We start from the raw sequence: 24,537 nt of genomic DNA on the forward strand, positions 1-24,537 counted from the left end.
CCGCGGCCTTATAACCCGCGGTTGCGTTACCGGATATACGGCATGCTCAAACCGGCCATGGGTTTTCAGCGCCCCTTGCGCGGGCGGCGCGGCTCAATGCGCCTTGCCCCAGTTCTTGCCGGTCCCCGTCTCCACCACCAGCGGCACCGAGAGTTCCGCCGCGTTTTGCATCACTTGGCGCGCCAGCGCCGCCGCCGCCTCGGCCTCGTCATCCGGCGCCTCGAACAGCAATTCGTCATGCACCTGCAAGATCAGCCTTGCCTTCAGCCCTGCCGCGCGCAGCGCGCTGGGCAGCTTCACCATCGCGCGTTTGATGATATCCGCGCCCCCGCCTTGCAGCGGCGCGTTGATCGCCTGGCGCTCGGCATAGGCGCGCAGGCTCGGGATTTTGTCCTTGATCTTGGGCACCCAGCAACGCCGCCCGAACGGGGTGAGCACATAGCCATGCGTGCGCGCCTGCTCCTTCGCTGCCTCCATATAGGCGCGGATTTCCGGGTAGCGCTGGAAATAGGCGTCGATATAGGCGCGCGCCTCCCCGGGCGCGATGCCGAGCTGGCGTCCCAGCCCGAAGGCGGAAATGCCGTAGATGATGCCGAAATTGATCGCCTTGGCGCGGCGCCGGGTGAGCGCGTCCATCCCCTCCATCGGCACGCCGAACACCTCGGAGGCGGTGCGGGCATGGATGTCCTCGCCCTTGGCGAAGCTCTCCTTCAGCGCCGGGATATCGGCCACATGCGCGAGCAGGCGCAGCTCGATCTGCGAGTAATCGGCCGAGATCAGGCTGTGCCCCGGCGCGGCGATGAAGGCCTTGCGGATCCGCGCCCCCTCTTGCGTGCGGATCGGGATGTTCTGCAGATTCGGGTCGGTGGAGGAGAGCCGCCCGGTGGTCGTCGCCGCCATCTGGAAGCTGGTATGCACGCGCCCGGTGCGCGGGTCGATCTGCCCGATCAGCGCGTCGGCATAGGTGCTCTTGAGCTTGGCGAGCTGGCGCCAATCCATCACACGCTGCGCGATCTCCACGCCCTGCTCGGCCAGTCCCTCCAGCACCGAGGAATCCGTGCCCCAGGCGCCGGTCTTGCCCTTTTTGCCGCCGGGCAGGCCCATCGTCTCGAACAGGATCTCACCCAGCTGCTTGGGGCTGCCGACATTGAAATCCTGCCCGGCGAGGCGGTGGATCTCCGCCTCGATCTGCGCCATGCGGCCCTCGAACTCGGTGGACATGGCGGCGAGATCGGCCCGGTCCACCATCACGCCATGCGCCTCCATATCGGCCAGCACGGCGATCAGCTTTTTCTCCACCAGCTCATACAGCGCCAGCGATTTATGAGCGCGCAGCATCGGCTTCAGCGCCTGCCATAGCCGCAGCGCCACATCCGCCGCTTCCGCCGCGTAGGCGGTGGCCTGGTCCAGCTTCGCCGCAGCGAAGGACACGCGCGCCCGCCCGCTGCCCGTGGCCGACTCGGCCTCGGTGGCGGTGTGGTTGAGATGCACGCGCGCCAGCGTGGCGGCGTCATGCGCGAAATTCCCGGCATCCTGGGCGTAGGAGACGAGCATCACGTCATCCAGCGGCGCCACCTCGGCCAGCCCGGCGCCGCGCAGCACCTCCAGCCCCTGCTTGGCGTCGTGGAAAATCTTCAGCACGCCCGGCTCGGCCAGCAGCGGCGCCAGCAGCGCCTTGGCCTCGTCCAGCGATAGATGCGGCGCGTCGCCCAGAATCAGCTCATGCGCCAGCGGCAGATAGGCCGCCTCGCCGGCCCCGGTGGCGAGGCCCAGCCCGACCAGATCGCCATGCAGCGCGCCGGGCGTGGCCGTTTGCACCGCCAGCGCCAGCAGCCCGGAGGCCCGTGCCTGCGCCACCAGCGCCTCCAGCGCCGCGCGGGTGGTGATGGCGGCATAGGGCCCGAAGGCGGCGGCGCTCACCGGCGGCGGCGCTTCTTCCTGCGCCTCGCCCTCCAGCCCCAGCCGGTGGCGCAGGCTGCGGAAATTATTCTGCACCAGGAATTCGCGCAGCACCGCCGGGTCCCAGGGCTGTACCGCGAAGCTCTCCACCGGCGCGGGCAGGGGGGCGTCGTCGCGCAGCACCACCAACTCACGCGAGAGCCGCGCCGCTGCGGCGTGTTCCAGCAGCGCCTCGCGCCGCTTGCTCGGCTTCATCGCGGGGGCGGCGTCCAGCACCTGCTCCAGCGAGCCATATTCGTTGATCAGCGCCGCCGCGCCCTTCGGCCCGATGCCCGGCACGCCCGGCACGTTATCCACCGGATCGCCGATCAGGGCCTGCACCTCGACCACCTTCTCCGGCGCCACGCCGAATTTTGCCTCCACCTCGGCCAGGCCGATCGGTGTGTTCTTCATCGGGTCGAGCATGCTCACCCCCGGGCGCAGCAGCTGCATCAGGTCCTTATCGGAGGACACGATCACCGCCTCGCCCCCGGCCTCGGTGGCGGCCTTGGCATAGGCGGCGATCAGATCATCCGCTTCCCAATCGGCCAGCTCCACCGCCGGTACGCCAAAGGCGCGTGTCGCCTCGCGGATCAGCGCGAATTGCGGCACCAGCTCGGGCGGCGGCGGCGGCCGGTGGGCCTTGTACTCGCCATAAATCCGGTTGCGGAAGGTGTGCCGTCCGGCATCGAACACCACGGCGATATGCGTGCCGGAATGCTCCTTGAGCAACCGCGCCAGCATGTTGCAGAAGCCGAACACCGCGTTCACATGCACGCCATCGGGGCGCGTCATGTCCGGCAGGGCGTGGAAGGCCCGGAAGATGAAGCCCGAGCCGTCGACGAGAACGAGCCTCAATGGCTGTCGTCCGCCGCGCCCTCATCCAGCACGTAAATGCGCGAGCAATACGGGCAGGCGATTTGCTTGCCGGTGATTCGCAGGTAAATACGCGGATGACCAAGCGGCCCGCCGCCGCCATCGCAGGAGATCGCGGGGGTTTTCACATGAATGATCTCGGTCGCGTTCACCGCGTCTGTCTGCACGCTCATCGTCTCTTGCCTCGTTTGGTCAAACTCGCGCGCATCATAACGGCATTCCGCGCATTGCCCAAACCGGCGCGGGCGCTGCCGCTGCTGGCCCTGCTCGTGGCCTGCGCCTCGCCGCCCTTTGGCGTGCCCCGGGCCACGCCCGGCCATCCCATCGTCACCAGCGGTGTTTTCGCCCTGCCCGACGGCGCGCGCCTGCCGTACCGGCTCTACCCAGCGTCGGGGCAGGTCAAGGCCGTTATTCTCGCATTGCATGGCTATACCGACAGCCGCGACGGTTGGGCGATGCTCGCGGCCTATCTGGCGCCGCACGGCATCGCGCTTTACGCGCCCGACCAATCCGGCTTCGGTGCCGCCCCCAATCGCGGCCATTGGCCCGGCACGGAAACTCTGGTGGATGAGGCGCGGGCCGAGGCCGTGCAGCTGCGCGCGCAATATCCGGGGGTGAAATTGTTCGTCATGGGCGAGAGCATGGGCGGCGCGGTCGGGCTGCTGCTGGGGGCGGAACCCAACCCGCCGCCGGTGGATGGCTATATCCTCTCCGCCCCGGCGGTGTGGGGCGGCCCGGCGATGAACCCGTTTTACCGCGAGGTGCTGCGCGTGGCGGCGTATGTCGCGCCAGGCAAGCGCCTCACCGGGCAGGCGGTGCGGGTGCGCGCCTCGGACAACATGGCCGCGCTGATCGCCTTTGGCGAAGACCCGCTCACCATCCATGCCTCACGGCTCGACAATATCGCCGGGCTGGTGCGGCTGATGGGGTGGGCGCAGGATGCCTGCGCCGCCTTCCGCCAGCCCGCGCTCATCCTCTATGGCGGGCATGACGAGCTGATCCCGAAAGCGGCGATGCGGCGCTGCTGGCAGGCGATTCCGCCCGCCGCGCCGGTGACGCTCGCCTACTACCCGCCGGATTACCACCTGCTCCCGCGCGACCTGGAGCGCGCCACCCCGAGCGCCGATATCCTGGCCTATATCGAGGGGCGCGGCCTGCCATCATCGGCGCCAAGCGCCGCCACGGTGTTTCTGGCCGATTAAGGCGCGTGCACTGGGCGCGGCTTGCCCTGCTCGTCGATGGCGACGAAGGTGAAGGTCGCCTTGGTCACGCGGTATTCCTCGCCGCCCACGCGGGCGCGGCGCCAGGCCTCCACGGCGATCTTCATCGAGGTGCGGCCGGTGGCGAGCAGCTCGCAATACACGCTCACCTCGTCGCCCACCTTCACCGGGCGGATGAAGCTCATCGCGTCCGCCGACACGGTGACACAGCGCCCGCCGGAGACGCGCGAGGCGAGATTCCCGGCGGCGAGGTCCATCTGACTCATCAGCCAACCGCCAAAAATGTCGCCATTGACATTGGTGTCGGCGGGCATGGCGATGACGCGCACCATCGGAATGCCCTCAGGCGGGCGTTCCGCTACGGTTTCCGTCATGCTCAGAGGTGCTTTTCGATGAACGCCTTGAGCACCGATTTCGGCGCGGCGCCAACCTGGGTGGCGGCGGGCTTGCCGTCCTTGAAGATGATCAGCGTCGGGATGCCGCGCACGCCGAAGGCGCTCGGCGTCATCGGGTTTTCGTCGATATTCACCTTCACCACTTCGAGCTTGCCCTCGAACTCCTTGGACAAATCCTCCAGCGACGGCGCGATGGACCGGCACGGCCCGCACCACTCGGCCCAGAAATCGACCAGCACGGGGGTGCCGGATTTCAGCACATCGGTTTCGAAGGTCGCGTCGGTAACGGCTTTGCTCATGGTTCACCCAATAAAACTGCGATGGCCGGTAACATGGCGGCGAACCGCCCGCCGATCAAGCCGGGGCGGCGCCATCCAGCGTCGCGCCGGGCACATCCATCGCGGTCGCGCTCTGCGTCCAGATCAACACGGCCCGCACCGCCCGGCCGGGATGGATGTCGCGCAGGATGGCGCGGTAGGCGGCGAGCTGGGTGAGGTATTGGGGCGGAATCCCGGCCGGGCTGGCGGGCGGGGCGCGGTCGGTCTTGTAATCGGCCAGCCAGATCTCCCCCGGCGTCAGCGCCAGCCGGTCCACCATGCCGCCGATCTCGCGGCCATTCACCACCCCCGCCAGCGGCACCTCGGCTCGCGATTCCGGCCCGAAGAGCGGCGCCAGGGTGGGGTTGGACAGGATCGCCAGCACCGCGGCGGAGATCTTCTCCGATTCATCCGCCAGGCCCGGCTGCGCGGCCAGATACGCCGCCGCCGTTTCCGGGCGTTGGGCGGCGGGCAGATCGGGCAAATGCTGCAATAGCGCGTGGATCGCCGTGCCGCGTTCCATCGCCACCATCCGCGCCGCCCGCGCGGCGGCGAGCCCGGTGCCGAGCGGGCTGGCGGCGATGGCGCGTTTTGCCGCCTCGTCCACGCCGCGGCTGGGCACGATGCGCTCGGGTTTCGCCGCCTCCTTGGGCGGGGGCGCGGCCTGCCAGCCTGGCGCGCCGGAGAGCCAGCCGGGCAGGGCGGCGGGCTGCGCGGCCACATGAAGCTCGGCGCGGTCCGGCGGGGCGCTCTGCTCGCAATCATAAACCTGCACGCCGTTTTCATCGCGCGCGGGCAGCCGGGCGAAGCCCTCGCGCACCGCCTCATACCAGCAATGCTCCGGCAGGCCCTTCTTGCCCTCGGCGCCGCAGACCAGCAGCTCATCCTCGGCGCGGGTGAGGGCGACATAGAGCAGGCGGTTATATTCCTGCCGCGCCGCCTCCTTATTCGCCTCCGCCGCGCGCGCCACCGCCTCTGAGCGCGCGTCGCTGCGCGGGCAGAATACCGGCACCTGCGCGTTTTCCTGCGGCACATCCAGCCAGAACAGCGTGCGGTCATGGTCCGGCATCGCCGCCGTGTCGGGCAGGATCACGATCGGCGCCTGCAACCCCTTGGCGCCATGCACGGTCATGATCCGCACCTCGTCGCCCCCGGCCTCGGTCTCGCGCTTGATGGTGGCGCTGGTCTGGCGCAGCGCGGCGGTGAACATTTGCAGCGAGCCCGGCTCGCGCCCAGCGAAGGCCAGGGCCTCGGCCAGGAATTCGTCGATCGGCTCCGCCGCCTCCGCCCCCAGCCGCCGCAGCAGCTTCGCCCGTCCGCCGAGTGGCCCCAGCGCCTCGGCCAGCAGCGCGTAAGGCGGCAGGAAATCGGCCTTGGCCCGCAGCGCCTCGAAGAAGCTCTTCGCCGCCGCCCAATCCTCGCGTTCTCCGGCGCGGGAATAGAGCGCCTCCACCAGCTTCTTGGCGCCCCGGCCCAGGGCGAGCTCCATCAGCGCCGCGTCGCTCAGCCCACCCAGCGGCGAGGCCAGGAATTGCCCGAAGGCGAGGTCGTCATCGGGCAGCAGCAGCGCGTCGCACAGCGCCAGCAGGTCGCTCACCGGCTGCTGCGCCGTCAGCACCATGCGGTCCAGCCCGGCGACGGGAATGCCCCGCGCTTTCAGCGCCGCCGTCACCGCCCCGACCAGCGCGTCGCGCCGGCGCACCAGGATCAGAAAATCGCCGGGCCGCGCGCGGCGGTGGCGCGAGGGCAGGGGCTGGCGCAGCCGCTCGGCCACCCAGGCGGCGATGTCGCGCGCCAGCACCGCGCGGGCCGAATCGGCGCTGGCGTAATCCTCGGCCAGGCCCCAGGCGGGCAGTTCCCCCGCCTCGCGCGCTTGCGCCAGCGGCCAGAGCAGCACCCGCCCGGCCTGGCCGGCGCGGCTCACCTCATGTTTCAGCGTCTCGCCCGGCGCCACCACGCCAGCGCGCGCCGGCCCGGCGGCGAACACGGCGTCGGTGAGCGCCAGCACCGGCGCGGTGGAGCGGAACGAGACGGAGAGTTCGCCATCGAGCCAGCGGCGCCCGGCGCCGACCGCCTTGGCTTTGAAGCGCTCCCGGTATTTGCCGAAGCTGCGCAGATCGGCGCCCTGGAAGGAGAAGATCGACTGCTTGGCGTCGCCCACCGCGAAGATGCTGCGGCTGGCCTCGCGCGCGCCCTCCCCCGCGAAGAACTCCCCGGCCAGGGCGGTGGCGATTTCCCATTGCTCGGGCGCGGTGTCCTGCACCTCGTCGAGCAACAGATGCTCCAGCCCGCCATCGAGCTTATACAGCACCCAGGCGGCGCCGGGGTCGATCAGCAGTTTTTCGGTGTGGCTGATCAAGTCGCCATAGCTGAGCTGCGAGGCGAGCAGCTTCTCCCCGCGCTCGCTGGCCGCGATCGGCAGCAGCAGCCGCGCCAGATGCGCGTTGAGCGCCGCCAGCCGCGCCGCCTTCAGCGCCTCCAGCGCGGCCAGGATGCGGGAGGCCTCGCGCAGCAGCGCGGCCTTGTAGTCGTCCTCCTCGGTTTTCAGCTTCGCGCCGCAATAGCCCTTGAAGGTACGCGGCTTGCCCTCGGTGAGAAACCCGTGCGCCCAGTCATCCCAGTGCGCGGCGCGGGCTTCGGGGGGCAGGGCCAGCCAATCCAGCAGCGGATAGGCGTTTTTCACCCCGGTCGCGTTGCCGCGTTCGGCGATGGCCTGGAGGATCTCGCGTAATTCGGCCTCGCGCGGGATATTCACCGCCGCCGCCAGCAGTTCCGCCTCGCTCAGCTCGCCCGCCCCCAGCGCGCCGCGCTGCTGCGCCGCCAACTGGTCCAGGCCGATGCCGCCATTGAGCAGGGCCACCGGCGCTTCCAGCACGAATTGCTGCGTCAGTTCCGCGAAATCCTGCTCATTGGTTTGGGCCGCCAGCGCCCGCACCGCCTCGCGCGCGCCGGGGTCGGCCAGCGCCGCCTCGCGCGCCTCGCGCAGCCGCCGCGTCGCCTGCTCGTCATCCGCCACCTCGAAATGCGGCGACAGCCCGGCCTCCAGCGGAAAGCGCCGCAGCAGCGACTGGCAGAAGGCGTGGATCGTCTCGATCCGCATCCCGCCCGGCAGGTCCAGCACCTGGGCGAAAAGCTGGCGCGCCAGGGCCAGCGTGGCGGCGCTGGCGGGCACGTTGAGCGCGGCGAGATCGGCGCGCAACGCCGCGTCCTCCTTCACCACCCATTCGCCCAGGCGCTTGTTCAGGCGGATGCGCATCTCCGCCGCCGCCGCCTTGGTGTAGGTGAGGCACAAAATCTTCTCCGGCGCGGTGCCGGCCAGCATCAGGCGCAACAGCCGGTCGGTGAGCAGCTTGGTCTTGCCCGAGCCCGCCGAGGCGGCGACGAAGGCCGATACCGCCGGGTCGGAGGCCTGAAGCTGCTGGGCGTTGGCGATGACAATGGCGCTCATTCCGGCTCGCCCTCCCATTCCGCGCGGCGGGAGATGCCGGCATAGGCGTCATAGGGGGTCTCCCGCGCCGGGTGCGGCGCGGCGAGATACGGCATCTCGGCCCGCGCATAGCGGGCGAACAGCTCGGGCAGCGCCGCGGCGGCCTGGTCCACCGCCTCGTCCAGCTCGGCCTTGCTCCTGAACGGCCGCGTCTCCTCGCCCGGCGCGGCCCGGCCGGAGAGTTTGAGATAGCTCATTTCGGCCACGTCGCCATGGAACTCAGCGCCGAACGCCCCGGCCTCGGCCATCACCGCCTCCAGCGGCAATTGCGGCGCGGCGCCGGATTTCACCGCCTTGGCGCTGGGCACGGTGCCGGTCTTGTAATCGATCAGGCTCACCCCGCCACCGGCGGCGCGCTCGATGCGGTCGGCGCGGCCAACCAGGGTGAAGCCGCCCGGCAGGGCCAGCTCGCCCTTCACCTCATGCGCCAGGGCCAGCGGCGTGCCGTGCTCCTTGCGGCGGCGCTGTTCCTCCCGGATCACCCACTCCGCGATCCGCTCCAGCCGCGCCGCCCACCATTGCTCCAGCGCCGCGCGCGGGCGCTGCTGGCGCATGGCGGTGAGCAGCGCCGTGGTCAGCGTGGCGGTTGCGTCAGGGCGGTTGGCGGCGTGCTTGTCGGCGAAAAATTCCGCCAGCCCGGCATGCACGATCTCGCCGAACAGGCTCTGGTCGCTTTCCTCGTCCAGCGCGTCCAGCTCCGCGATGCCCAGCACCTTGCGGCAATAAATCGCGTAGGGGTCGGCCATCAGCGTGGCGATCTCGGTGACCGAGAGCCGTTTTGGTCGCGCCGCGGCGGGCGGGGCGGGGCGCGGCTTGGGGCGGCGCTCGCGGCGCGCGGGCAGGTCGAGCTGCGCGGCCCAGGAGGCGGCGCCGTGCCGGGGCAGGGCCAGCTTCGCCCCGGACAGCATCGCCTCCAGCCGGGTGAGCCAGCGCGCGGGCACGGCCGGAGCGCGTTCGCGCCGCAGCGGCGCGGCCAGCACCACCTCGCGGCAGGCGCTGGCCAGCGCGAAGAATTGATGCGCCGCCTGGCCGATTTTCTGCTCCGGCGAGGGCAGCCCGGCCAGCTTGCGCATGGGGCGCGAGAGCCAGGGGCCGGGCTCGGCCGGGGCGGGCCAGACGCCCTCCACCAGCCCGCCCAGCACCGCCACGTCCACCTGTTGCAGCGCGGCCTCCTGAATACCCCAGATGGCGATGCGCGGATGCCCGTCCTTGGCGCGGGGGCGGCGCACCACCGGGCCGTGCAGCAGCTCGTCTAGCAATTCGGCCAGTTCGGCGGGATGGATGTCCGGCAGGCCCTCCAGCGCGCCCAGCACCTCCAGCAGCCGCTCGGAGAGCGCCAGCCCGGCCTCGCCCGACCACAGCGCCGCCGCGCCCTCGGCCTCGTTGGTGGCGGCCAGGGCCTCGGCGGCGGCGAGCAGCCGGCGCAGCGCCTCGGCGGGGGGCAGCGCCGCGGGCAGGGCCAGGGGCGCCAGCCGCAACTCCAGCCGGTCGAGGAAATCCCGCTCCGCCTGCCGCGACTCCTTCAGCCGGAATTTCAGCCCGTCGAAGCCCGGCCCCGGACGCGGCCCGCGCAAGGCGCGCAGCTCCAGCCGGCGCGCCTGGGCGCGGAACTCCTGCGGCGCCAGCCCCCCGGCGGCGAGCGGATGCTTGAGCAAGGCGAGCAGCGGCAGCGGCGCGTATTCGGCGGCGGCGGCGCGGGCGAGCAGGCGCAGGAAGGCGGCGGGCGGGGTTTGGGCGAGCGGCTCGCCCGCGCTGTCATCGGCGGTGATGCCGAAGCGGTGCAGCGCCGCCGCCACCCGCGCCGCCAGCCCACGATCCGGGGTGATGAGCGCCGCCGTGGTGCCGGGCGTATCCAGCGCCCCGCGAAGGATCATGGCGATGGCGGTGGCGTTCTGCGCCTCGTCCGGCGTTTCCAGCCGCGCCAGCCCGGTGATGTCGAGGGCCGCGTCATCCTGCCAGGCGGATAGCGCGGCGGCGGGCAGCAGGGCGCGGGAGAGCACGGCGCCGCGCCCTGCGGGCACAACGCCTCGCGGGGCGGGCAGGGGGCGCACTTCCTCGCGCCGGGCGCCGATCTGCGCCAGCAGCCGGGCGATGCCGCCTTGGGCGTGGCTGTCATCCAGGGCGTCCCAGGCTTTGTCGTCCAGGCCCGGGTCGAAGCCGGGCAGGATTAGCAGCCCTTGCGGCAGGCTGGCGACCACCCCGGCCATGCGGGCAATGGCCGGGGTGCCTTCGGCGGCGACCATCCAGACCCGGTGCGCGGGCGGCGCGGCGCGCCAGGCGGCGGCCTGGGCGTCGATCAGCTTCACCAGCCGCGCGGCGGGGTTGAGCAGCCCGTTCGCGGCCAGATGCGCGGGCCAGGCATGGGTGACGATGCTCAGGAATTGCAGCGTCTTCTGCCAATGCTCGGCCAGTTCCGCGGCCACCACATTGGGCAGGGTGGCGGCGAGGTCGGTCTCGGCATGGTCGGCTTCGTCGAGCAGCGCGGCCAGCTCCGCCGCCAGCGCCCAGGCGGCGCCGAGCCGTTGCGGCGCTCCGGCCTCGCCGTTCATGGCCAGGATCAGCCGGGCCAGATGCGCCTGGCGCTGCGCCGCCGGAATCGCCGGGGGCAGGCTGAAGCCGGTGGTCAGCAGCAGCCCGGCCTCGTCGATATTGCCGAGCGCGATGATGCGCGGCAGCAGCAGCGCCTGGCCGCCATTGGCCTCGAGAAACGCCCCGGCCAGAGCCTGGGCGGCGCGGCGGCTGGGCAGGATGATCAGCCCCTCATGCGCGGCCTTGTCCGACTCCAGCCACAGCCGGGCGAGCGCGGGCAGGAAGGGCGCCTGTGGGGCGAAGGCGCCGAGCTTCATACGCGGCCTCCGGGCCATGGCGCGCTAGAGACCATCGAGCCACCGTGCCTCTCCGCGCAATTCCGCCAGCCGCCCCGCGCCGTCATGGCTCAGGCGCAGATGCAGCGCGTGGGGCGGGGTGAGGTCACCCAGCCGGTCCGGCCATTCCACCAGCACGATGCCGTCCTGCGCCTCGTCCCAGCCCAGCTCCTCCAGCCCGGCCGGGCCGTCCAGCCGCCACAGATCGTAATGCCAGATCTCCACCCCCGAAGGCGCGGTGTAGCTCTGCACCAGGGTGAAGGTGGGGCTCGGCACGGTTAGGCGCGGGGCGTGCAGCAGGGCGCGGATGAAGGCGCGCGCCAGCGTCGATTTGCCGGCGCCGAGCGGGCCTTCGAGCAGCAAAACGTCGCCGGGCTGGGCCTTCGCCGCCAGCCGGCGGCCGAGATCCTGGGTCGCGTCATCATCGGGCAGGCGGAGTCGCATGCCCCTGTTTTGCCCGCCCGCGCTTGATTGTGGAAGGGCGCTGCGCCAAAGCAGCCGCATGGAACAGATTTCTACCGATGTCGCGATCATAGGCGCCGGCCCGGCCGGCATGTTCTCGGTGTTTGAATGCGGGATGCTGAAAATGTCCTGCGTGCTGATCGACGCGCTGGACGAGCTCGGCGGGCAGTGCGTGGCACTGTATCCCGAGAAGCCGATCTACGACATTCCGGCGCATCCCAGCATCGAGGGCGCGGCGCTGATCGCGCAGCTGGAGCGGCAGATCGCGCCGTTTGACTGCGCCAAGCTGCTCGGGCGGCAAGTAACCGGCTTAAGCGGCGGGCCGGGCGCTTTCACGCTCACCACCAGCGCCGGGGATATTGTGCGGGCCAAGGCGGTGATCCTGGCCGCGGGAGCCGGGGCGTTCGGGCCGAACCGGCCGCCACTGGAGGGGCTCTCGGCCTTCGAGGCCAGCGGCGCGGTGCGCTATTATGTGAAGCGGCGTGAGGATCTGCGCGGCAAGCGCGTGGTCATCGCCGGCGGCGGCGACTCGGCGGTGGATTGGGCGCTGGCGTTGCAGGGCGTGGCCGCGCATATCGCCGTGGTGCACCGGCGCCCGAAATTCCGCGCCGCGCCCGAGAGCACCGCGCAGCTCGACCAGTTCGCCGCCGAGGGCAAGGTGGAGATGGTGATCCCCTATCAGCTGCATGCGCTGCACGGGCAAAGCGGGGCGCTGGCGGCGGTGGAGGTCGCGGATCTCGACGGCAACACCCGCAAGCTGGCGGCCGATGTGCTGCTGCCCTTCTTCGGGCTGGCGATGGAGCTGGGGCCGATCGCGGAATGGGGGCTGGAGCTGACCCAGCACCATGTGAGCGTGACCCCGGCGACCATGCAGACCTCGCTGCCCGGCGTGTTCGCGGTGGGCGATATCGCCACCTATCCGGGCAAGCTGAAGCTGATTTTGCAGGGCTTCGCCGAGGGCGCGATGGCGGCGCACGCCATTTACGGGCTCGTGAACCCGGACAAGGCGCTGCATTTCGAGTATTCCACCACCAAGGGCGTGCCCGGCTGAGCGGGCATTAACCGCAATCTGGTTAATATGAAAAAAAGCCGCTCACTGAGCGGCTTTTTTGCGGGCTGGCGGGTTCAGATCGCCATTTCGATTTCTGGCGCGCAGGCTCGCGCCTTGGTCAGCGCCATGCCGAGATTCACCGTTTTGCGGCAGACGAAGCAGATCACGTAATCGGCGTTGCGCCGCCCGCGCAGGAAGACGTGCAGCAGGTTTTTGCTGGTGATGAAGATCTCTTCGAAATAATGCTCCACACTGTCCACCCCGCGGGATTTCTTGAACATGGTCTCGATGGCGGTGACGTTGGGGCCCTGGAACAGATCGGAGGTGGCGGCGGCCAGCAGGTCGATCACCGCGCTGGGGTGGGAATCTACCGTCTTGATGTCGAGCAGCAGGCCCGATGCGACATCGACGACGCCGGCGGCCAGGCACTCGGGGACGGTCGTGACGGCTTTGCTGATCACGGCGGCGAGATCGGTCATGGTCGAAACACTCCTGACGGAACAAGGGACGCCGCCGCGGCGGCGATTTGGGAAACGTTACACAGCCACGGGCGGGAGAACAATCAGGCGCCGAAAGTTTTGATCTGGATCATGGACGGCGCCGCCCGGATCAGATCGGCAGGGCGCCGTCCTTCATCCGCTCCATGGCGAAGCGCGAGGAAACATTGCGCAGCGGCACCGCCGCGATGAGCTTGCGGTAGAACGAATCATAGGCCGCGATGTCGGGCACCACCACATGCAGCAGATAATCGACATCGCCGCTCATCCGCCAGGCGCCGACGATTTCGGGCGTCTGCGCGATGGCCTGGGCGAAGCGGGCCAGCCATTCGGCGGAATGGTCGGAGGTTTCCACCGACACGAAGACCGAGACCGGCAGGCCGAGCTTGTCGGCATCCAGCACCGCGATGCGGCCCTTGATGATGCCGAGCTCCTCCATGCGCTTGATGCGCTTCCAGCAGGGGGTGGCGGTCAGCCCCACCTTGTCGGCGATGTCGTTGAGCGAGAGCGAGGCGTCGGCCGCCAGCAGGCGGAGGATGGCGCGGTCGATATTGTCGAGGTCGGGCATGATTGTCTCGGCTTGGCTGCGGAATGAGTATTGCGGCGGCGGCGGAACTGGGCTAGACGGCTTCCTGGGTCACGCCCCCCCACCGGGGCGCTTTTCTTCTGCAAGGGAGAGGTTTCATGGCAGAATTTTCTTCAACCGCCAAGCCTGCGGTTCGTCCCCAAAATCCGAATTTCTCGTCCGGCCCGTGCGCCAAGCGCCCAGGCTTCACCCTGGCCGCGCTCGAATGCGCGATGCTGGGCCGCAGCCACCGCGCCAAGGGGCCGAAGGCGAAGCTGGCCGAGGTTATCACCCGCTCCAAGGAGATCTTGGGCATGCCCGCCGATTGGCGGCTGGGCATCGTGCCGGCCTCCGACACCGGGGCGGTGGAGATGGCGCTGTGGTCGCTGCTGGGCGCGCGCCCGGTGGACGTGCTGGCGCATGAATCCTTCTCCGAAGCCTGGGCGACCGATGTGGTCAAGCAGCTCAAGCTGGCCGATGCCCGCGTCATCAAGGTCGCTTACGGGCAGCTCCCCGATGTCACCCAGATCGATTTCAGCCACGACGTGGTGCTGGCCTGGAACGGCACCACCTCGGGCGTGCGCTTCCCCAATGGCGATTTCATCCCCGCCGAACGCGAGGGGCTGGTGATCGCGGACAGCACCTCCGCCGCCTTCGCCATGGAGCTGCCATGGGAGAAGCTGGATGTGGTCACGTGGTCCTGGCAGAAGGTGCTGGGCGGCGAGGGCGCGCATGGCATGCTGGCGCTCAGCCCGCGCGCGGTGGAGCGGCTGCTCACCTACAAGCCGGCCTGGCCGCTGCCGAAGATTTTCCGCCTGACCTCGGGCGGCAAGCTGAGCGAAGGCATTTTCGTCGGCGAGACGATCAACACGCCGTCGATGCTTTGCGTGGAAGACGCGCTGGACGGGCTGCGCTGGGCGGAGTCGGTGGGCGGGCTCAAGGGGCTGATCGCGCGCTCCAACGCCAACCTCAAGGCCGTGGCCGATTGGGTTGAGGGCAATGAGCGCGTGCGCTTCCTGGCCGAGACGCCGCAGACGCGCTCCAACACCTCGATCTGCCTGGCTATTGCCGCGCCGTGGTTCACCAAGCTGGATGCCGAGGCGCAGGCCAAGGCGGCCAAGGCCGTCGCCAGCCTGCTGGAGAAAGAGAATGTGGCGCTGGATGCCGGGGCGTATCGCGACGCGCCGCCGGGCCTGCGCATTTGGGGCGGCGCCACCGTGGAGACCGCGAATATCACGGCGCTGCTGCCCTGGATCGACTACGCCATCGACACGGTGGCGAACGAGTTCTGATCGCTTCTTTTTCGTAGAAAAAAAGCGAAGACTTTCGTGCCTTTCGCCTGGGGTTTTTGCGCGCAAACGCCCCAGGCCCCGCCCGAGCCACGTTTTTGGTGCCGCTATTTGCAAAAGCGGCGTGAAACCCAGGGAAATTCCTCACATGGTCAAAGTTCTCATTTCCGATAAGCTGTCCCCGGCCGCGATTGAAATTTTCAAGGAGCGCGGTGTCGAGGTGGACGTGAAGACCGGCCTCACCCCGGCCGAGCTGCGCGAGATCATCGGGCAGTATGACGGCCTCGCCATCCGTTCCGCCACCAAGGTGACGAAGGAAGTGCTGGATGTGGCCACCAACCTCAAAGTGGTCGGCCGCGCCGGTATCGGCGTGGACAATGTGGATGTGAAATCGGCCACCTCGCGCGGCGTGGTGGTGATGAACACCCCGAATGGCAACGCCATCACCACCGCCGAGCACGCCATCGCCATGATGTTCGCGCTCGCCCGCCAGCTGCCGGAGGCCACCGCCTCGACCAAGGCCGGCAAGTGGGAGAAGAACCGCTTCATGGGCGTGGAGGTCACCGGCAAGACCCTCGGCCTGATCGGCTGCGGCAATATCGGCTCCATCGTGGCCGACCGCGCGGTGGGGCTGAAGATGAAGGTGCTGGCCTATGACCCGTATCTCACCGAGGGCCGCGCCGTGCAGCTCGGCGTGGAGAAGGCGGAGCTGGACACGGTGCTGGCCAAGGCCGATTTCATCACCCTGCACACGCCGCTGATCGAGGCCACCCGCAACATCATCTCGCGCGAGGCGATCGCCAAGACGAAGAAGGGCGTGCGCATCATCAACTGCGCGCGCGGCGGGCTGGTGGACGAGGCGGCGCTGTATGACGCGCTGAAAGCCGGCCATGTCGCCGGGGCGGCGCTGGACGTGTTCGAGGTCGAGCCGGCCAAGGAGAACCCGCTTTTCGAGCTGGAGAACGTGGTGTGCACGCCGCATCTCGGCGCCTCCACCAACGAGGCGCAGGAGAACGTGGCGCTGCAGGTGGCCGAGCAGATCTCCGACTTCCTGCTCACCGGCTCGGTGGTGAACGCGCTCAACATGCCGAGCGTGTCGGCCGAGGAGGCGCCGCGCCTGCGCCCCTATATGGAACTGTGCCGCCTGCTGGGCGCCTTTGCCGGGCAGCTCACCCGCGCGCAGGATGGCGTAATCAAGCAGGTGCTGATCGAGTATGAGGGCGTGGCCGCGCCGCTCAACCACCGGCCGCTGAACGCCGCCGCCTTGGCCGGGCTGCTCGGCCCGGTGATGGAGGGCGTGAACATGGTCAACGCCCCGATGCTGGCGCGCGATCATGGCATCGAGGTGGCGGAAGGCTCGAACGACCATATCGGCGACTACCAGACGCTGGTGCGGATCACCGTGACCACCGAGAAATCGACCCGCGCCGTGGCCGGCTCGCTGATCGGCAATGGCCGCCCGCGCCTGGTTGAGATCAAGGGCATCAAGGTGGAGGCGGATTTCGCTCCGCACATGCTGTATGTGACCAATAAGGACAAACCGGGCTTCATCGGCCGCTTTGGCATGCTGCTGGCCGAGGCGGGCGTGAACATCGCCACCTTCCACCTCGGCCGCGCCGCCGAGGGCGAGGATGCGATCTGCCTCGTCTCCACCGATGGCCCGACGCCGGACGAGGTGCTGAACCAGGTGCGCGGCCTGCCGCTGGTGATGCAGGCGACGACGCTGGCGTTCTGAGGTTTCGTAATTCTCCGGTCTTGCTGCGACTGCCGCGCACGGGCTAGAGCCAGCGGCAAGAGGCTGCGGGATCGGTGAGTTAATGTTTAATTTGGTTGGAAGCCTGCAGCGCTATAGCGGCAAATCCGCCGTTATGGCGCTGTTTGTTTTGTGCGCCTTGCCGGTTTTGGTGTTGACGGCTCTGCTGACCCCGCCGGGGCAGAGTCCGGACGAGCCGACGCATGTGGCGCGCGCCGAAGGGCTGCTGCACGGCGCCGTGCTGGGCGCGCGCGCGCAGGAGCCAGACCCGGATATAAGCGGCACGAAATTGCTCGCCGGCGTGCGCGTCAATCAGAGCCTCATCGCCGCGTCATTTGGCGTGACGACGCCGGTTGACGGGCGTCCGGTGGTGACGGAGCAGGATTTTCAGGCCATGCTGGCCCAGCCGCCGCAGCCCCAGCGCGTCTTTGTCAATATCCCCAATACTGTCACCTATTTTCCGGCAACCTATGTGCCCGCCGCGCTCGGCTTGGCGGCCGGAGAGCTGTTTGCCGGGGGCAGGCCGTTTTTCTGCATCATGCTGGCGCGGTTTGGCATGGCGGCGGCGTATCTGGCGCTGGGGCTGCTGGCCTTGCGTGTCGCCGCCTATGGCGAGGCGCTGCTGCTGGCCGTGCTGCTCATGCCGATGAGTCTGTTTCTGGCCGGAACGGTGAATCAGGATGGTGTGCTGATCGCGCTGGCGGCGGTCGCCGGCGCGGCGCTGACCCGCGAGACGGCGGGATACCGCGCCCTCGGCTTGGTGGCGCTGACGCTGGCGCTGATGGCCAAGCCGCCTTATTTGCCGCTGCTGGCGCTATTTTTGTTGCCGCTCTCGCCGCCCGGCCTGCTCACGCGGTTGCGCAACGTGGCACTGGCGGCGCTGCCAGTGCTGCTCTGGGCCGCGCTGATTTCGGCCTTCATCGTGGTGCCGTTTTACAAGCCGCCATATTACGCCGGCCCGCTCTTCGCCGGGGATCATTCGACTCTGCTCGACCACACCGATGCGGCGGCGAATCTACAGATCCTGCTGGCGCAGCCCCAGCGCCTGTTCACCCTGCCGTGGCATACGCTGGGGCTTTGGGGGGTGGTGTGGCTGGGAGAAATGGTGGGGGTTCTCGGCTTGCTGCAAATCTCCATGCCGGTTGGATATTACGTGCTTTGGTCCGTGGCCATTGGGGGGGCGGTGGCGGGGCTGCTGTGTAGCGGCCGCCCGGTGGCTTATGCCGCCCGGCAGCAGGCGGCGCGCCTGCTCTGGGTCGTCGGGCTGATTGCCGTGAATGCCTGGCTGATCATGCTGACCTTTTATCTCGACTGGAGCAATGTCGGGATCGATTACATCGATGGCATTCAGGGGCGGTATCTGCTCCCCTTCATCCCGTTTCTCGCCGTGGCGGTGCCGAGCCTGATGCCGCGCCTGCGTCTGGCGCCGCTGCTGCCGGCCGTGCCGGTGGTGCTGCTCGGGCTGTTTGACATCGGCTATATCCCGATGCGCCTGCTCCAAACCTACTACATGCATTGAGCCGAGCGCTATGATCCCCCCGCGCATTGCCGTTCTGATCCCCTGTTTCAATGAGGAAGTTGCCATCGGCGCGGTGGTGCGGGATTTCCGCGCCGCGCTGCCGGGGGCGGAGATTTTTGTTTACGACAATAATTCACGCGATGGCACGGCGGCGGCGGCGGCGGCGGCCGGGGCGGCGGTGCGGCGCGAGATTTTGCAAGGCAAGGGGCATGTCGTGCGGCGGATGTTCGCCGATATCGAAGCTGACGCCTATGTGCTGGTGGATGGCGATGGCACCTATGACGCCGCGGTGGCGCCGGAGATGGTGCGGCGCCTGCTGGATGAGCAGCTCGACATGGTGAATGGGCGGCGCGTGGAGCAGGCCGGGCAGGGGGCGATTGGCGCTTATCGCCGTGGCCATCGGCTGGGCAACCGCGTGCTCTCCGGGCTGGTGCATGCCGTATTTGGCGACCGTGTGCAGGATATGCTCTCCGGCTACCGGGTATTCTCGCGCCGGTTCGTGAAGACCTTCCCGGCTCTGGCCTCCGGCTTTGAGACCGAGACCGAATTCACCATCCACGCGCTGGACCTGATGATGCCGCTGGCCGAAATTCCGGTGGCGTATCGCGAGCGGCCGCCGGGCTCCGCCTCGAAGCTGCGCACCTATTCAGACGGTTTGCGCATCCTGCGCACCATCGTGGCGCTGGTGAAGGAGGAGCGGCCGCTGCAATTCTTCACGGCGGCGGGCATGCTGCTGCTTGCGCTCGGCATTGGGCTCGGCGTGCCGGTGGTGGCGACGTATCTGCATACGGGACTGGTGCCGCGCCTGCCGACTGCCGTGCTGGCCACGGGGATCATCCTGATCGCCATGCTCAGCTTCACCTGCGGGTTGATCCTCGACTCCGTGGCGCGCGGGCGCAAAGAGGCCAAGCGTCTGGCCTATCTCGTCATTCCGCGCTGGCCGGGGGGTTAAGCCCCGGCCTCGATTCCGGCGCGGACCGCTCTCAGCGCCTCGGCCGCCTGCGCGGCGTTGGGGCCGCCGGCCTGGGCCACGGCCTTATTGCCGCCGCCGCCCTGGCCGCCCACGGCCGCCGCCGCGGCGCGCACCAGCTCCACCGCGCTGTGCGGCAGATCGTCGGACACCGCGACGACGATGGCGGCCTTGCCCTCGGCGGTGGAGACAAGCGTGACCACGCCCGTGCCCAGCCCCTTGAGCAGATCGGTGGCGATGGGGCGCAGCTCCTTGGCGGACACCTCGCCGACATTGCGCAGGATCGCCCTGACCCCGGCCACGTCCTCGAATTCGGTGGCGGTGGCCAGCACCAGCTTCTTTTGCAGCTCGGCCACCTGGCGCTCCAGGCGCTTCTTGTCTTCCTGCAGCGCCGTGATGCGCGCGGGCAGCTCGGCGGGCTGGGCTTTCAGCGCGGCGGCGGCTTCGGCCAGCAGGCGGGATTCATCCTCGATGGCGGCGACGGCGGCGGCGCCGGCGAGGGCCTCGATCCGGCGCACCCCGGCCGCGACCGCGCCCTCGGAGACGATGCGGAACAGCCCGATATCGCCGGTGCGGGAGACATGGGTGCCGCCGCACAGCTCGATGGTCCAGGCGGCTTTGTCCTCCTGTGGATAGCCCATGGAGACGACGCGCACCTCATCGCCGTATTTCTCGCCGAACAGGGCCATGGCGCCGAGTTTCACGGCCTCCTCGGGCGTCATCAGCCGCGTGGTGACTTCGGTGTTTTCGCGGATGCGGGCGTTCACGTCGCGCTCCACCGCCGCCAGTTCATCGGCCGTGACCGGGCGGGGCTGGGAGATGTCGAAGCGCAGCCGGTCCGGGCTATTTAGCGAGCCCTTCTGGGTGACATGGCCGCCCAGGGTGCGGCGCAGCGCCTCGTGCAGCAGATGCGTGGCCGAGTGGTGCGCGCGGATGCGGGTGCGGCGCCCGTGATCGATTTCGGCCAGCACGGGCTGGCCGACGCGGGCGGTGCCGGCCTCGACCACGCCGACATGCACGAACAGCCCGCCGAGTTTTTTCTGCGTGTCGGTGATGCGAATGCGTAGGTTATCGGGCCCGGTGATGTAGCCGGTATCGCCCACCTGGCCGCCGCTTTCGGCGTAGAACGGCGTCTGATTCAGCAGCAGGTAGACGTCTTTTTCCAGCAGCGCCTCATCGGCGGGCTGGCCATCGACGACCAGGGCGGTGATGGTGCCCTCGGCGGCTTCGGTGGAGTAGCCGAGGAACTCGGTCGGCCCGAGCTTCTGCTCCAGCTCGAACCACACGGCCTCGGTCGCGGCCTCGCCGGAGCCGGCCCAGGCGGCGCGGGCGCGGGCTTTCTGCTCGGCCATCGCGGCGTCGAACCCGGCCACGTCCACGGTCTTGCCCTGTTCGCGCAGCGCGTCCTGGGTGAGGTCGAGCGGGAAGCCATAGGTGTCGTAGAGCTTGAAGGCGACTTCACCCGGCAGGGCGCCGCCCGCGGGGATGCCCTCGGACTCGTCGCGCAGCAGCGAAATGCCGCGGTCAAGCAGCGAGCGGAAGCGGTTTTCCTCGAGGTTCAGCGTCTCGATGATGAGCGCCTCGGCCTGGTTCAGCTCGGGATAGGCCTGGCCCATCTGGCGGGTGAGGGCGGGCACCAGGCGGTGCATCAGCGGCTCCTTGGCGCCCATCATGTGCGCGTGGCGCATGGCGCGGCGCATGATGCGGCGCAGCACGTAGCCGCGGCCCTCATTGGAGGGCAGCACGCCATCGGCCATCAGGAAGGCGGAGGAGCGCAGATGGTCGGCCACCACGCGGTGGCTGACGCGGAAGGCGCCGTCCGGGTCCTGGCCGGTGGCCTCGGCGGAGGCCAGGATCAGGGCGCGTAGCGTGTCGGTATCGTAATTATCGTGCTTGCCTTGCAGGATGGCGGCGAAACGCTCCAGCCCCATGCCGGTGTCGATCGAGGGGCGCGGCAGCGGGGTGCGCGTGCCGGGTGGGCCTTCCTCGTATTGCATGAACACGAGGTTCCAGATCTCGATGAAGCGGTCGCCGTCTTCGTCCGGGCTGCCGGGCGGGCCGCCGGGGATGCGCTCGCCATGGTCGTAGAAAATCTCGGAGCAGGGGCCGCAGGGGCCGGTATCGCCCATACGCCAGAAATTATCGTCGGTGGGGATGTGGATGATCTTCTGTTCGGGCAGGCCCGCGATCTTCTGCCACAGCCCAGCGGCCTCGTCGTCGGTGTGGTACACCGTGACCAGCAGCTTCTCCGGCGGCAGGCCGAAATCCTTGGTCAGCAGCGTCCAGGCGTGGAGGATCGCCTGTTCCTTGAAATAATCGCCGAAGGAGAAATTCCCCAGCATCTCGAAGAAGGTGTGGTGGCGGGCGGTGTAGCCCACATTGTCGAGATCGTTATGCTTGCCGCCGGCGCGCACGCATTTCTGGGCCGAGGTGGCGCGCACATAGGGGCGCTTCTCCTGGCCGGTGAACACGCTCTTGAACGGGACCATGCCGGCATTGGTGAACAGCAGGGTCGGGTCGTTGCGCGGCACGAGGGGCGCGCTCGGCACGATCTGGTGCCCGTTGCGGGCGAAATAATTGAGGAAGGTGGCGCGGATATCGTTGCTGGTGACCATGGGGCCTGGATTACAAGGCCGCAGGGTTTTCGCCAAGTCCGGGCTGGACGGCGATTCGCGCGCGGCGGGGAGAAAAAACGAAAAACCCCGGCACGGGGGCCGGGGCGGTTCGGGGCTTAGTCGTCGCTGCCGCTGTCGTCGCCGCTGTCATCGGCCATGAGCGCCTCGGCGATGGCGGCGGATTGCTCGCGGATCTTCTTCTCGATGGAATCGGCCACTTTCGGGTTGTCGCGCAGGAACTGCTTGGCGTTCTCGCGCCCCTGGCCGATGCGCTGGCTGTCGTAAGAGAACCAGGCGCCGGATTTCTCCACCACCCCGGCCTTGACGCCGAGATCGATCAGCTCGCCGGCCTTGGAGATGCCCTCGCCGAACATGATGTCGAACTCGACTTGGCGGAAGGGCGGGGCCAGCTTGTTTTTCACCACCTTGATGCGGGTATGGTTGCCGGTGACCTCGTCACGCTCCTTGATGGAGCCGGTGCGGCGGATTTCCATGCGCACGGAGGCGTAGAATTTGAGCGCGTTGCCGCCGGTGGTGGTCTCGGGGTTGCCGAACATCACGCCGATCTTCAGGCGGATCTGGTTGAGGAAGATCAGCATGGTGTTGGAGCGAGCCACCGAGCCGGTGATCTTGCGCAGGGCCTGGCTCATTAGGCGGGCATGCAGGCCGACATGGGAATCGCCCATCTCGCCTTCCAGTTCGGCGCGGGGCACCAGGGCGGCGACGGAGTCGATCACCAGTACGTCGATGGAGCCGGAACGGACCAGGGTGTCGGCAATCTCCAGCCCCTGCTCGCCAGTGTCGGGCTGGGAGATCAGCAGATTGTCGATATCCACCCCGAGCTTCTTGGCATAGACGGGGTCGAGCGCGTGCTCGGCGTCGATGAAGGCGCAGACGCCGCCGCGCTTCTGCGCCTCGGCGATGGCATGCAAGGCGAGGGTGGTCTTGCCCGACGATTCGGGGCCGTAAATCTCGACCACGCGCCCGCGGGGCAGGCCGCCAATGCCGAGCGCGAGGTCGAGCCCGAGCGAGCCGGAGGGGATGACCTCAATGGCCTCGGCGCCGCCTTTGGCGCCCATGCGCATGATCGAGCCTTTGCCGAAGGCGCGCTCAATCTGCGCCATCGCGGCGTCGAGCGCCTTGTTCTTTTCCAGGTCGGGTTTTGCCATCGGTACTGCCATTTGGGTTGCCTCGGGAGCCTCCAATATCGACTCGATCTCTGTCAAACGCGGCTTTTTCGCGCTGCTCGCTGCAACCATAGCGTGTTTTTCCTCAAAGGCCAGAGTGATTCGGTGAGAATGACGCTGGCATGGCGCGAACAAAATGGCAACATCCTTGTTGACTATTTGTTCGTTTTTTGTTCGCGGCTGAAGTTTTACCTTTATTCGAGCGTAGGGCCAAAAGTTTTACTGGCGCGGGCGCAGCAAAAAGGGCGCCCCTTGGCGGGAGCGCCCTTGCTGGTGTGCGGTGCCGGGGCGGGTTACAGCCCGCCGCCGCGCCGGCCGATGGCGGCGCCGAGGCGCAGCCGCAGGGAGTTGAGCTTGATGAAGCCCGCCGCGTCCTGCTGGTTATAGGCGCCGGCATCGTCCTCGAAGGTGACCATGCGGGTGGAGTAGAGCGAGTGCGGACTCTCCCGGCCGGTGACGATGACATTGCCCTTGTACAGCTTGAGCCGCACGGTGCCGGTGACGGAAGCCTGGCTGGTGTCGATCAGCGCCTGCAGCATCCGGCGCTCGGGGCTGAACCAGAAGCCGTTATAGATCAGCTCCGCGTAGCGCGGCATGAGGCTATCCTTCAAATGCCCGGCCTCGCGGTCGAGCGTGATGGACTCGATGCCCCGGTGCGCGGCGAGCAGGATGGTGCCGCCGGGGGTCTCGTACACGCCGCGCGACTTCATGCCGACGAAGCGGTTTTCGACCAGGTCGAGCCGGCCGATGCCGTTGGCCTTGCCGTATTCGTTCAGGCGGGTGAGGAGGGTGGCGGGGGAGAGTGGCTCGCCATTTAGGCCGACCGCGTCGCCGTGCTGGAAGTCGATGGTGATTTCCGTCGCCACGTCAGGCGCGTCCAGCGGGCTGATGGTGCGCTGATAGACGATTTCCTCCGGCTCCTGCCAGGGGTCTTCCAGGAGTTTGCCCTCGGAGGAGGAGTGCAGCAGGTTGGCGTCCACCGAGAACGGGGCCTCGCCGCGCTTGTCCTTGGTGATGGGGATCTGGTTGGCCTCGGCGTATTCGATCAGCTTGGTGCGCGAGGTCAGGTCCCATTCGCGCCAGGGGGCGATGACGCGGATATTGGGGTTCAGCGCGTAATAGCCGAGCTCGAAGCGCACCTGGTCGTTGCCCTTGCCGGTGGCGCCATGGGCAACGGCGTCGGCGCCGACCATCTCGGCGATCTCGATCTGGCGCTGGGCGATGAGCGGGCGCGCGATGGAGGTGCCGAGCAAATACTGGCCCTCATACAGCGCGTTGGCGCGGAACATCGGGAACACGAAATCCTTGACGAAGGTCTCGCGCAGATCCTCGATGAAGATCTGCTTGATGCCGAACATCTCGGCCTTCTTGCGCGCGGGCTCCAGCTCCTCGCCCTGGCCGAGATCGGCGGTGAAGGTCACCACCTCGCAGTGATAGGTGTTCTGCAGCCAGCGAAGAATGACGGATGTGTCCAGCCCGCCGGAATAGGCCAGGACGACTTTTTTGATGTCTTTGCTCATGGGGCCTCGTTA

The 24,537-nt window shown here is 68.5% G+C and carries 18 protein-coding genes; 6 read left to right on the forward strand and 12 right to left on the reverse strand.

Annotation, left to right across the window (positions count from 1 at the left end; all coding sequences use genetic code 11):
* Positions 1 to 93 precede the first annotated feature (93 nt).
* Together polA and LI953_RS06885 are read right to left on the reverse strand one after the other, a co-directional pair.
* Complete coding sequence (gene polA, locus LI953_RS06880; RefSeq protein ID WP_227075306.1) at positions 94 to 2,796, reverse strand: DNA polymerase I; 2,703 nt, start codon at positions 2,794 to 2,796, stop codon at positions 94 to 96.
* The gene (locus tag LI953_RS06885) at positions 2,793 to 2,987 is read right to left on the reverse strand and encodes a zinc-finger domain-containing protein (protein WP_227075307.1); all 195 of its coding nucleotides are present in this window, start codon (positions 2,985 to 2,987) and stop codon (positions 2,793 to 2,795) included. The genes polA and LI953_RS06885 overlap by 4 nt, the downstream gene beginning before the upstream one ends.
* 15 nt (positions 2,988 to 3,002) lie before the next feature.
* Here LI953_RS06885 and LI953_RS06890 point away from each other — a divergent pair, with 15 nt between their 5' ends.
* Positions 3,003 to 4,016: an alpha/beta fold hydrolase gene (locus LI953_RS06890; RefSeq protein ID WP_227075308.1), complete on the forward strand. Its 1,014-nt coding sequence runs from the start codon at positions 3,003 to 3,005 to the stop codon at positions 4,014 to 4,016.
* On the opposite strand, the gene LI953_RS06895 is transcribed toward LI953_RS06890, so the two are convergent.
* From LI953_RS06895 to tsaE, 5 genes are read right to left on the reverse strand one after another with little or no spacing between them, the layout of a single operon-like run.
* Complete coding sequence (locus LI953_RS06895) at positions 4,013 to 4,408, reverse strand: acyl-CoA thioesterase (protein ID WP_227075309.1); 396 nt, start codon at positions 4,406 to 4,408, stop codon at positions 4,013 to 4,015. The two genes, LI953_RS06890 and LI953_RS06895, sit on opposite strands and share 4 nt — an antisense overlap.
* 2 nt (positions 4,409 to 4,410) lie before the next feature.
* Positions 4,411 to 4,728 (reverse strand): thioredoxin, encoded by a 318-nt coding sequence (gene trxA, locus LI953_RS06900; RefSeq protein ID WP_227075310.1) that lies wholly within the window; start codon positions 4,726 to 4,728, stop codon positions 4,411 to 4,413.
* 55 nt (positions 4,729 to 4,783) lie between these two features.
* Positions 4,784 to 8,194: a double-strand break repair helicase AddA gene (gene addA / locus LI953_RS06905; protein ID WP_227075311.1), complete on the reverse strand. Its 3,411-nt coding sequence runs from the start codon at positions 8,192 to 8,194 to the stop codon at positions 4,784 to 4,786.
* A complete protein-coding gene (addB, locus tag LI953_RS06910; RefSeq protein WP_227075312.1) occupies positions 8,191 to 11,079 on the reverse strand; it encodes a double-strand break repair protein AddB in 2,889 nt (962 codons plus the stop codon). The genes addA and addB overlap by 4 nt, the downstream gene beginning before the upstream one ends.
* A gap of 24 nt (positions 11,080 to 11,103) precedes the next feature.
* On the reverse strand, positions 11,104 to 11,541 hold the full coding sequence (gene tsaE / locus LI953_RS06915; RefSeq protein ID WP_227075313.1) for a tRNA (adenosine(37)-N6)-threonylcarbamoyltransferase complex ATPase subunit type 1 TsaE: 438 nt from the start codon (positions 11,539 to 11,541) through the stop codon (positions 11,104 to 11,106).
* A 58-nt stretch (positions 11,542 to 11,599) separates the two neighbouring features.
* Here tsaE and LI953_RS06920 point away from each other — a divergent pair, with 58 nt between their 5' ends.
* Positions 11,600 to 12,610 (forward strand): NAD(P)/FAD-dependent oxidoreductase, encoded by a 1,011-nt coding sequence (locus tag LI953_RS06920; protein ID WP_227075314.1) that lies wholly within the window; start codon positions 11,600 to 11,602, stop codon positions 12,608 to 12,610.
* Positions 12,611 to 12,684: 74 nt separating this feature from the next.
* Here the strand turns inward: LI953_RS06920 and LI953_RS06925 are convergent, their stop codons facing one another.
* Both LI953_RS06925 and LI953_RS06930 read right to left on the reverse strand, forming a co-directional pair.
* Complete coding sequence (locus LI953_RS06925) at positions 12,685 to 13,089, reverse strand: hypothetical protein (RefSeq protein WP_227075315.1); 405 nt, start codon at positions 13,087 to 13,089, stop codon at positions 12,685 to 12,687.
* Positions 13,090 to 13,219: 130 nt separating this feature from the next.
* Positions 13,220 to 13,675: an Lrp/AsnC family transcriptional regulator gene (locus tag LI953_RS06930; protein ID WP_227075316.1), complete on the reverse strand. Its 456-nt coding sequence runs from the start codon at positions 13,673 to 13,675 to the stop codon at positions 13,220 to 13,222.
* 116 nt (positions 13,676 to 13,791) lie between these two features.
* Between LI953_RS06930 and LI953_RS06935 the strand changes: the two genes are divergently transcribed.
* The 4 genes from LI953_RS06935 (at position 13,792) to LI953_RS06950 (ending at position 19,185) form a co-directional block, all read left to right on the forward strand.
* Positions 13,792 to 14,964 (forward strand): phosphoserine transaminase, encoded by a 1,173-nt coding sequence (locus LI953_RS06935; protein ID WP_227075317.1) that lies wholly within the window; start codon positions 13,792 to 13,794, stop codon positions 14,962 to 14,964.
* 145 nt (positions 14,965 to 15,109) lie between these two features.
* Complete coding sequence (gene serA / locus LI953_RS06940) at positions 15,110 to 16,696, forward strand: phosphoglycerate dehydrogenase (RefSeq protein ID WP_227075318.1); 1,587 nt, start codon at positions 15,110 to 15,112, stop codon at positions 16,694 to 16,696.
* A 133-nt stretch (positions 16,697 to 16,829) separates the two neighbouring features.
* Positions 16,830 to 18,233, forward strand: coding sequence for a DUF2142 domain-containing protein (locus LI953_RS06945; RefSeq protein ID WP_227075319.1), 1,404 nt, complete (start codon positions 16,830 to 16,832; stop codon positions 18,231 to 18,233).
* A 10-nt stretch (positions 18,234 to 18,243) separates the two neighbouring features.
* Positions 18,244 to 19,185: a glycosyltransferase gene (locus LI953_RS06950; RefSeq protein WP_227075320.1), complete on the forward strand. Its 942-nt coding sequence runs from the start codon at positions 18,244 to 18,246 to the stop codon at positions 19,183 to 19,185.
* Here LI953_RS06950 and alaS read toward each other — a convergent pair.
* The 3 genes from alaS to LI953_RS06965 form a co-directional block, all read right to left on the reverse strand.
* Positions 19,182 to 21,818: an alanine--tRNA ligase gene (gene alaS / locus LI953_RS06955; protein ID WP_227075321.1), complete on the reverse strand. Its 2,637-nt coding sequence runs from the start codon at positions 21,816 to 21,818 to the stop codon at positions 19,182 to 19,184. The two genes, LI953_RS06950 and alaS, sit on opposite strands and share 4 nt — an antisense overlap.
* Before the next feature lie 116 nt (positions 21,819 to 21,934).
* Complete coding sequence (gene recA, locus LI953_RS06960) at positions 21,935 to 22,972, reverse strand: recombinase RecA (protein WP_227075344.1); 1,038 nt, start codon at positions 22,970 to 22,972, stop codon at positions 21,935 to 21,937.
* Positions 22,973 to 23,298: 326 nt separating this feature from the next.
* On the reverse strand, positions 23,299 to 24,525 hold the full coding sequence (locus LI953_RS06965) for an argininosuccinate synthase (protein WP_227075322.1): 1,227 nt from the start codon (positions 24,523 to 24,525) through the stop codon (positions 23,299 to 23,301).
* Positions 24,526 to 24,537 lie beyond the last annotated feature (12 nt).

Source organism: Acidocella sp. KAb 2-4 (assembly GCF_020567705.1).
GTDB lineage: Bacteria > Pseudomonadota > Alphaproteobacteria > Acetobacterales > Acetobacteraceae > Acidocella.

Bases quoted from the DNA above. Each gene is read 5' to 3' on its own strand.
- LI953_RS06885 (WP_227075307.1), bottom strand. From the start codon at position 2,987: ATGAGCGTGCAGACAGACGCGGTGAACGCGACCGAGATCATTCATGTG.
- LI953_RS06895 (WP_227075309.1), bottom strand. From the start codon at position 4,408: ATGACGGAAACCGTAGCGGAACGCCCGCCTGAGGGCATTCCGATGGTG.
- trxA (WP_227075310.1), bottom strand. From the start codon at position 4,728: ATGAGCAAAGCCGTTACCGACGCGACCTTCGAAACCGATGTGCTGAAA.
- addA (WP_227075311.1), bottom strand. From the start codon at position 8,194: ATGAGCGCCATTGTCATCGCCAACGCCCAGCAGCTTCAGGCCTCCGAC.
- addB (WP_227075312.1), bottom strand. From the start codon at position 11,079: ATGAAGCTCGGCGCCTTCGCCCCACAGGCGCCCTTCCTGCCCGCGCTC.
- tsaE (WP_227075313.1), bottom strand. From the start codon at position 11,541: ATGCGACTCCGCCTGCCCGATGATGACGCGACCCAGGATCTCGGCCGC.
- LI953_RS06920 (WP_227075314.1), top strand. From the start codon at position 11,600: ATGGAACAGATTTCTACCGATGTCGCGATCATAGGCGCCGGCCCGGCC.
- LI953_RS06925 (WP_227075315.1), bottom strand. From the start codon at position 13,089: ATGACCGATCTCGCCGCCGTGATCAGCAAAGCCGTCACGACCGTCCCC.
- LI953_RS06930 (WP_227075316.1), bottom strand. From the start codon at position 13,675: ATGCCCGACCTCGACAATATCGACCGCGCCATCCTCCGCCTGCTGGCG.
- LI953_RS06935 (WP_227075317.1), top strand. From the start codon at position 13,792: ATGGCAGAATTTTCTTCAACCGCCAAGCCTGCGGTTCGTCCCCAAAAT.
- serA (WP_227075318.1), top strand. From the start codon at position 15,110: ATGGTCAAAGTTCTCATTTCCGATAAGCTGTCCCCGGCCGCGATTGAA.
- LI953_RS06945 (WP_227075319.1), top strand. From the start codon at position 16,830: ATGGCGCTGTTTGTTTTGTGCGCCTTGCCGGTTTTGGTGTTGACGGCT.
- LI953_RS06950 (WP_227075320.1), top strand. From the start codon at position 18,244: ATGATCCCCCCGCGCATTGCCGTTCTGATCCCCTGTTTCAATGAGGAA.
- alaS (WP_227075321.1), bottom strand. From the start codon at position 21,818: ATGGTCACCAGCAACGATATCCGCGCCACCTTCCTCAATTATTTCGCC.
- LI953_RS06965 (WP_227075322.1), bottom strand. From the start codon at position 24,525: ATGAGCAAAGACATCAAAAAAGTCGTCCTGGCCTATTCCGGCGGGCTG.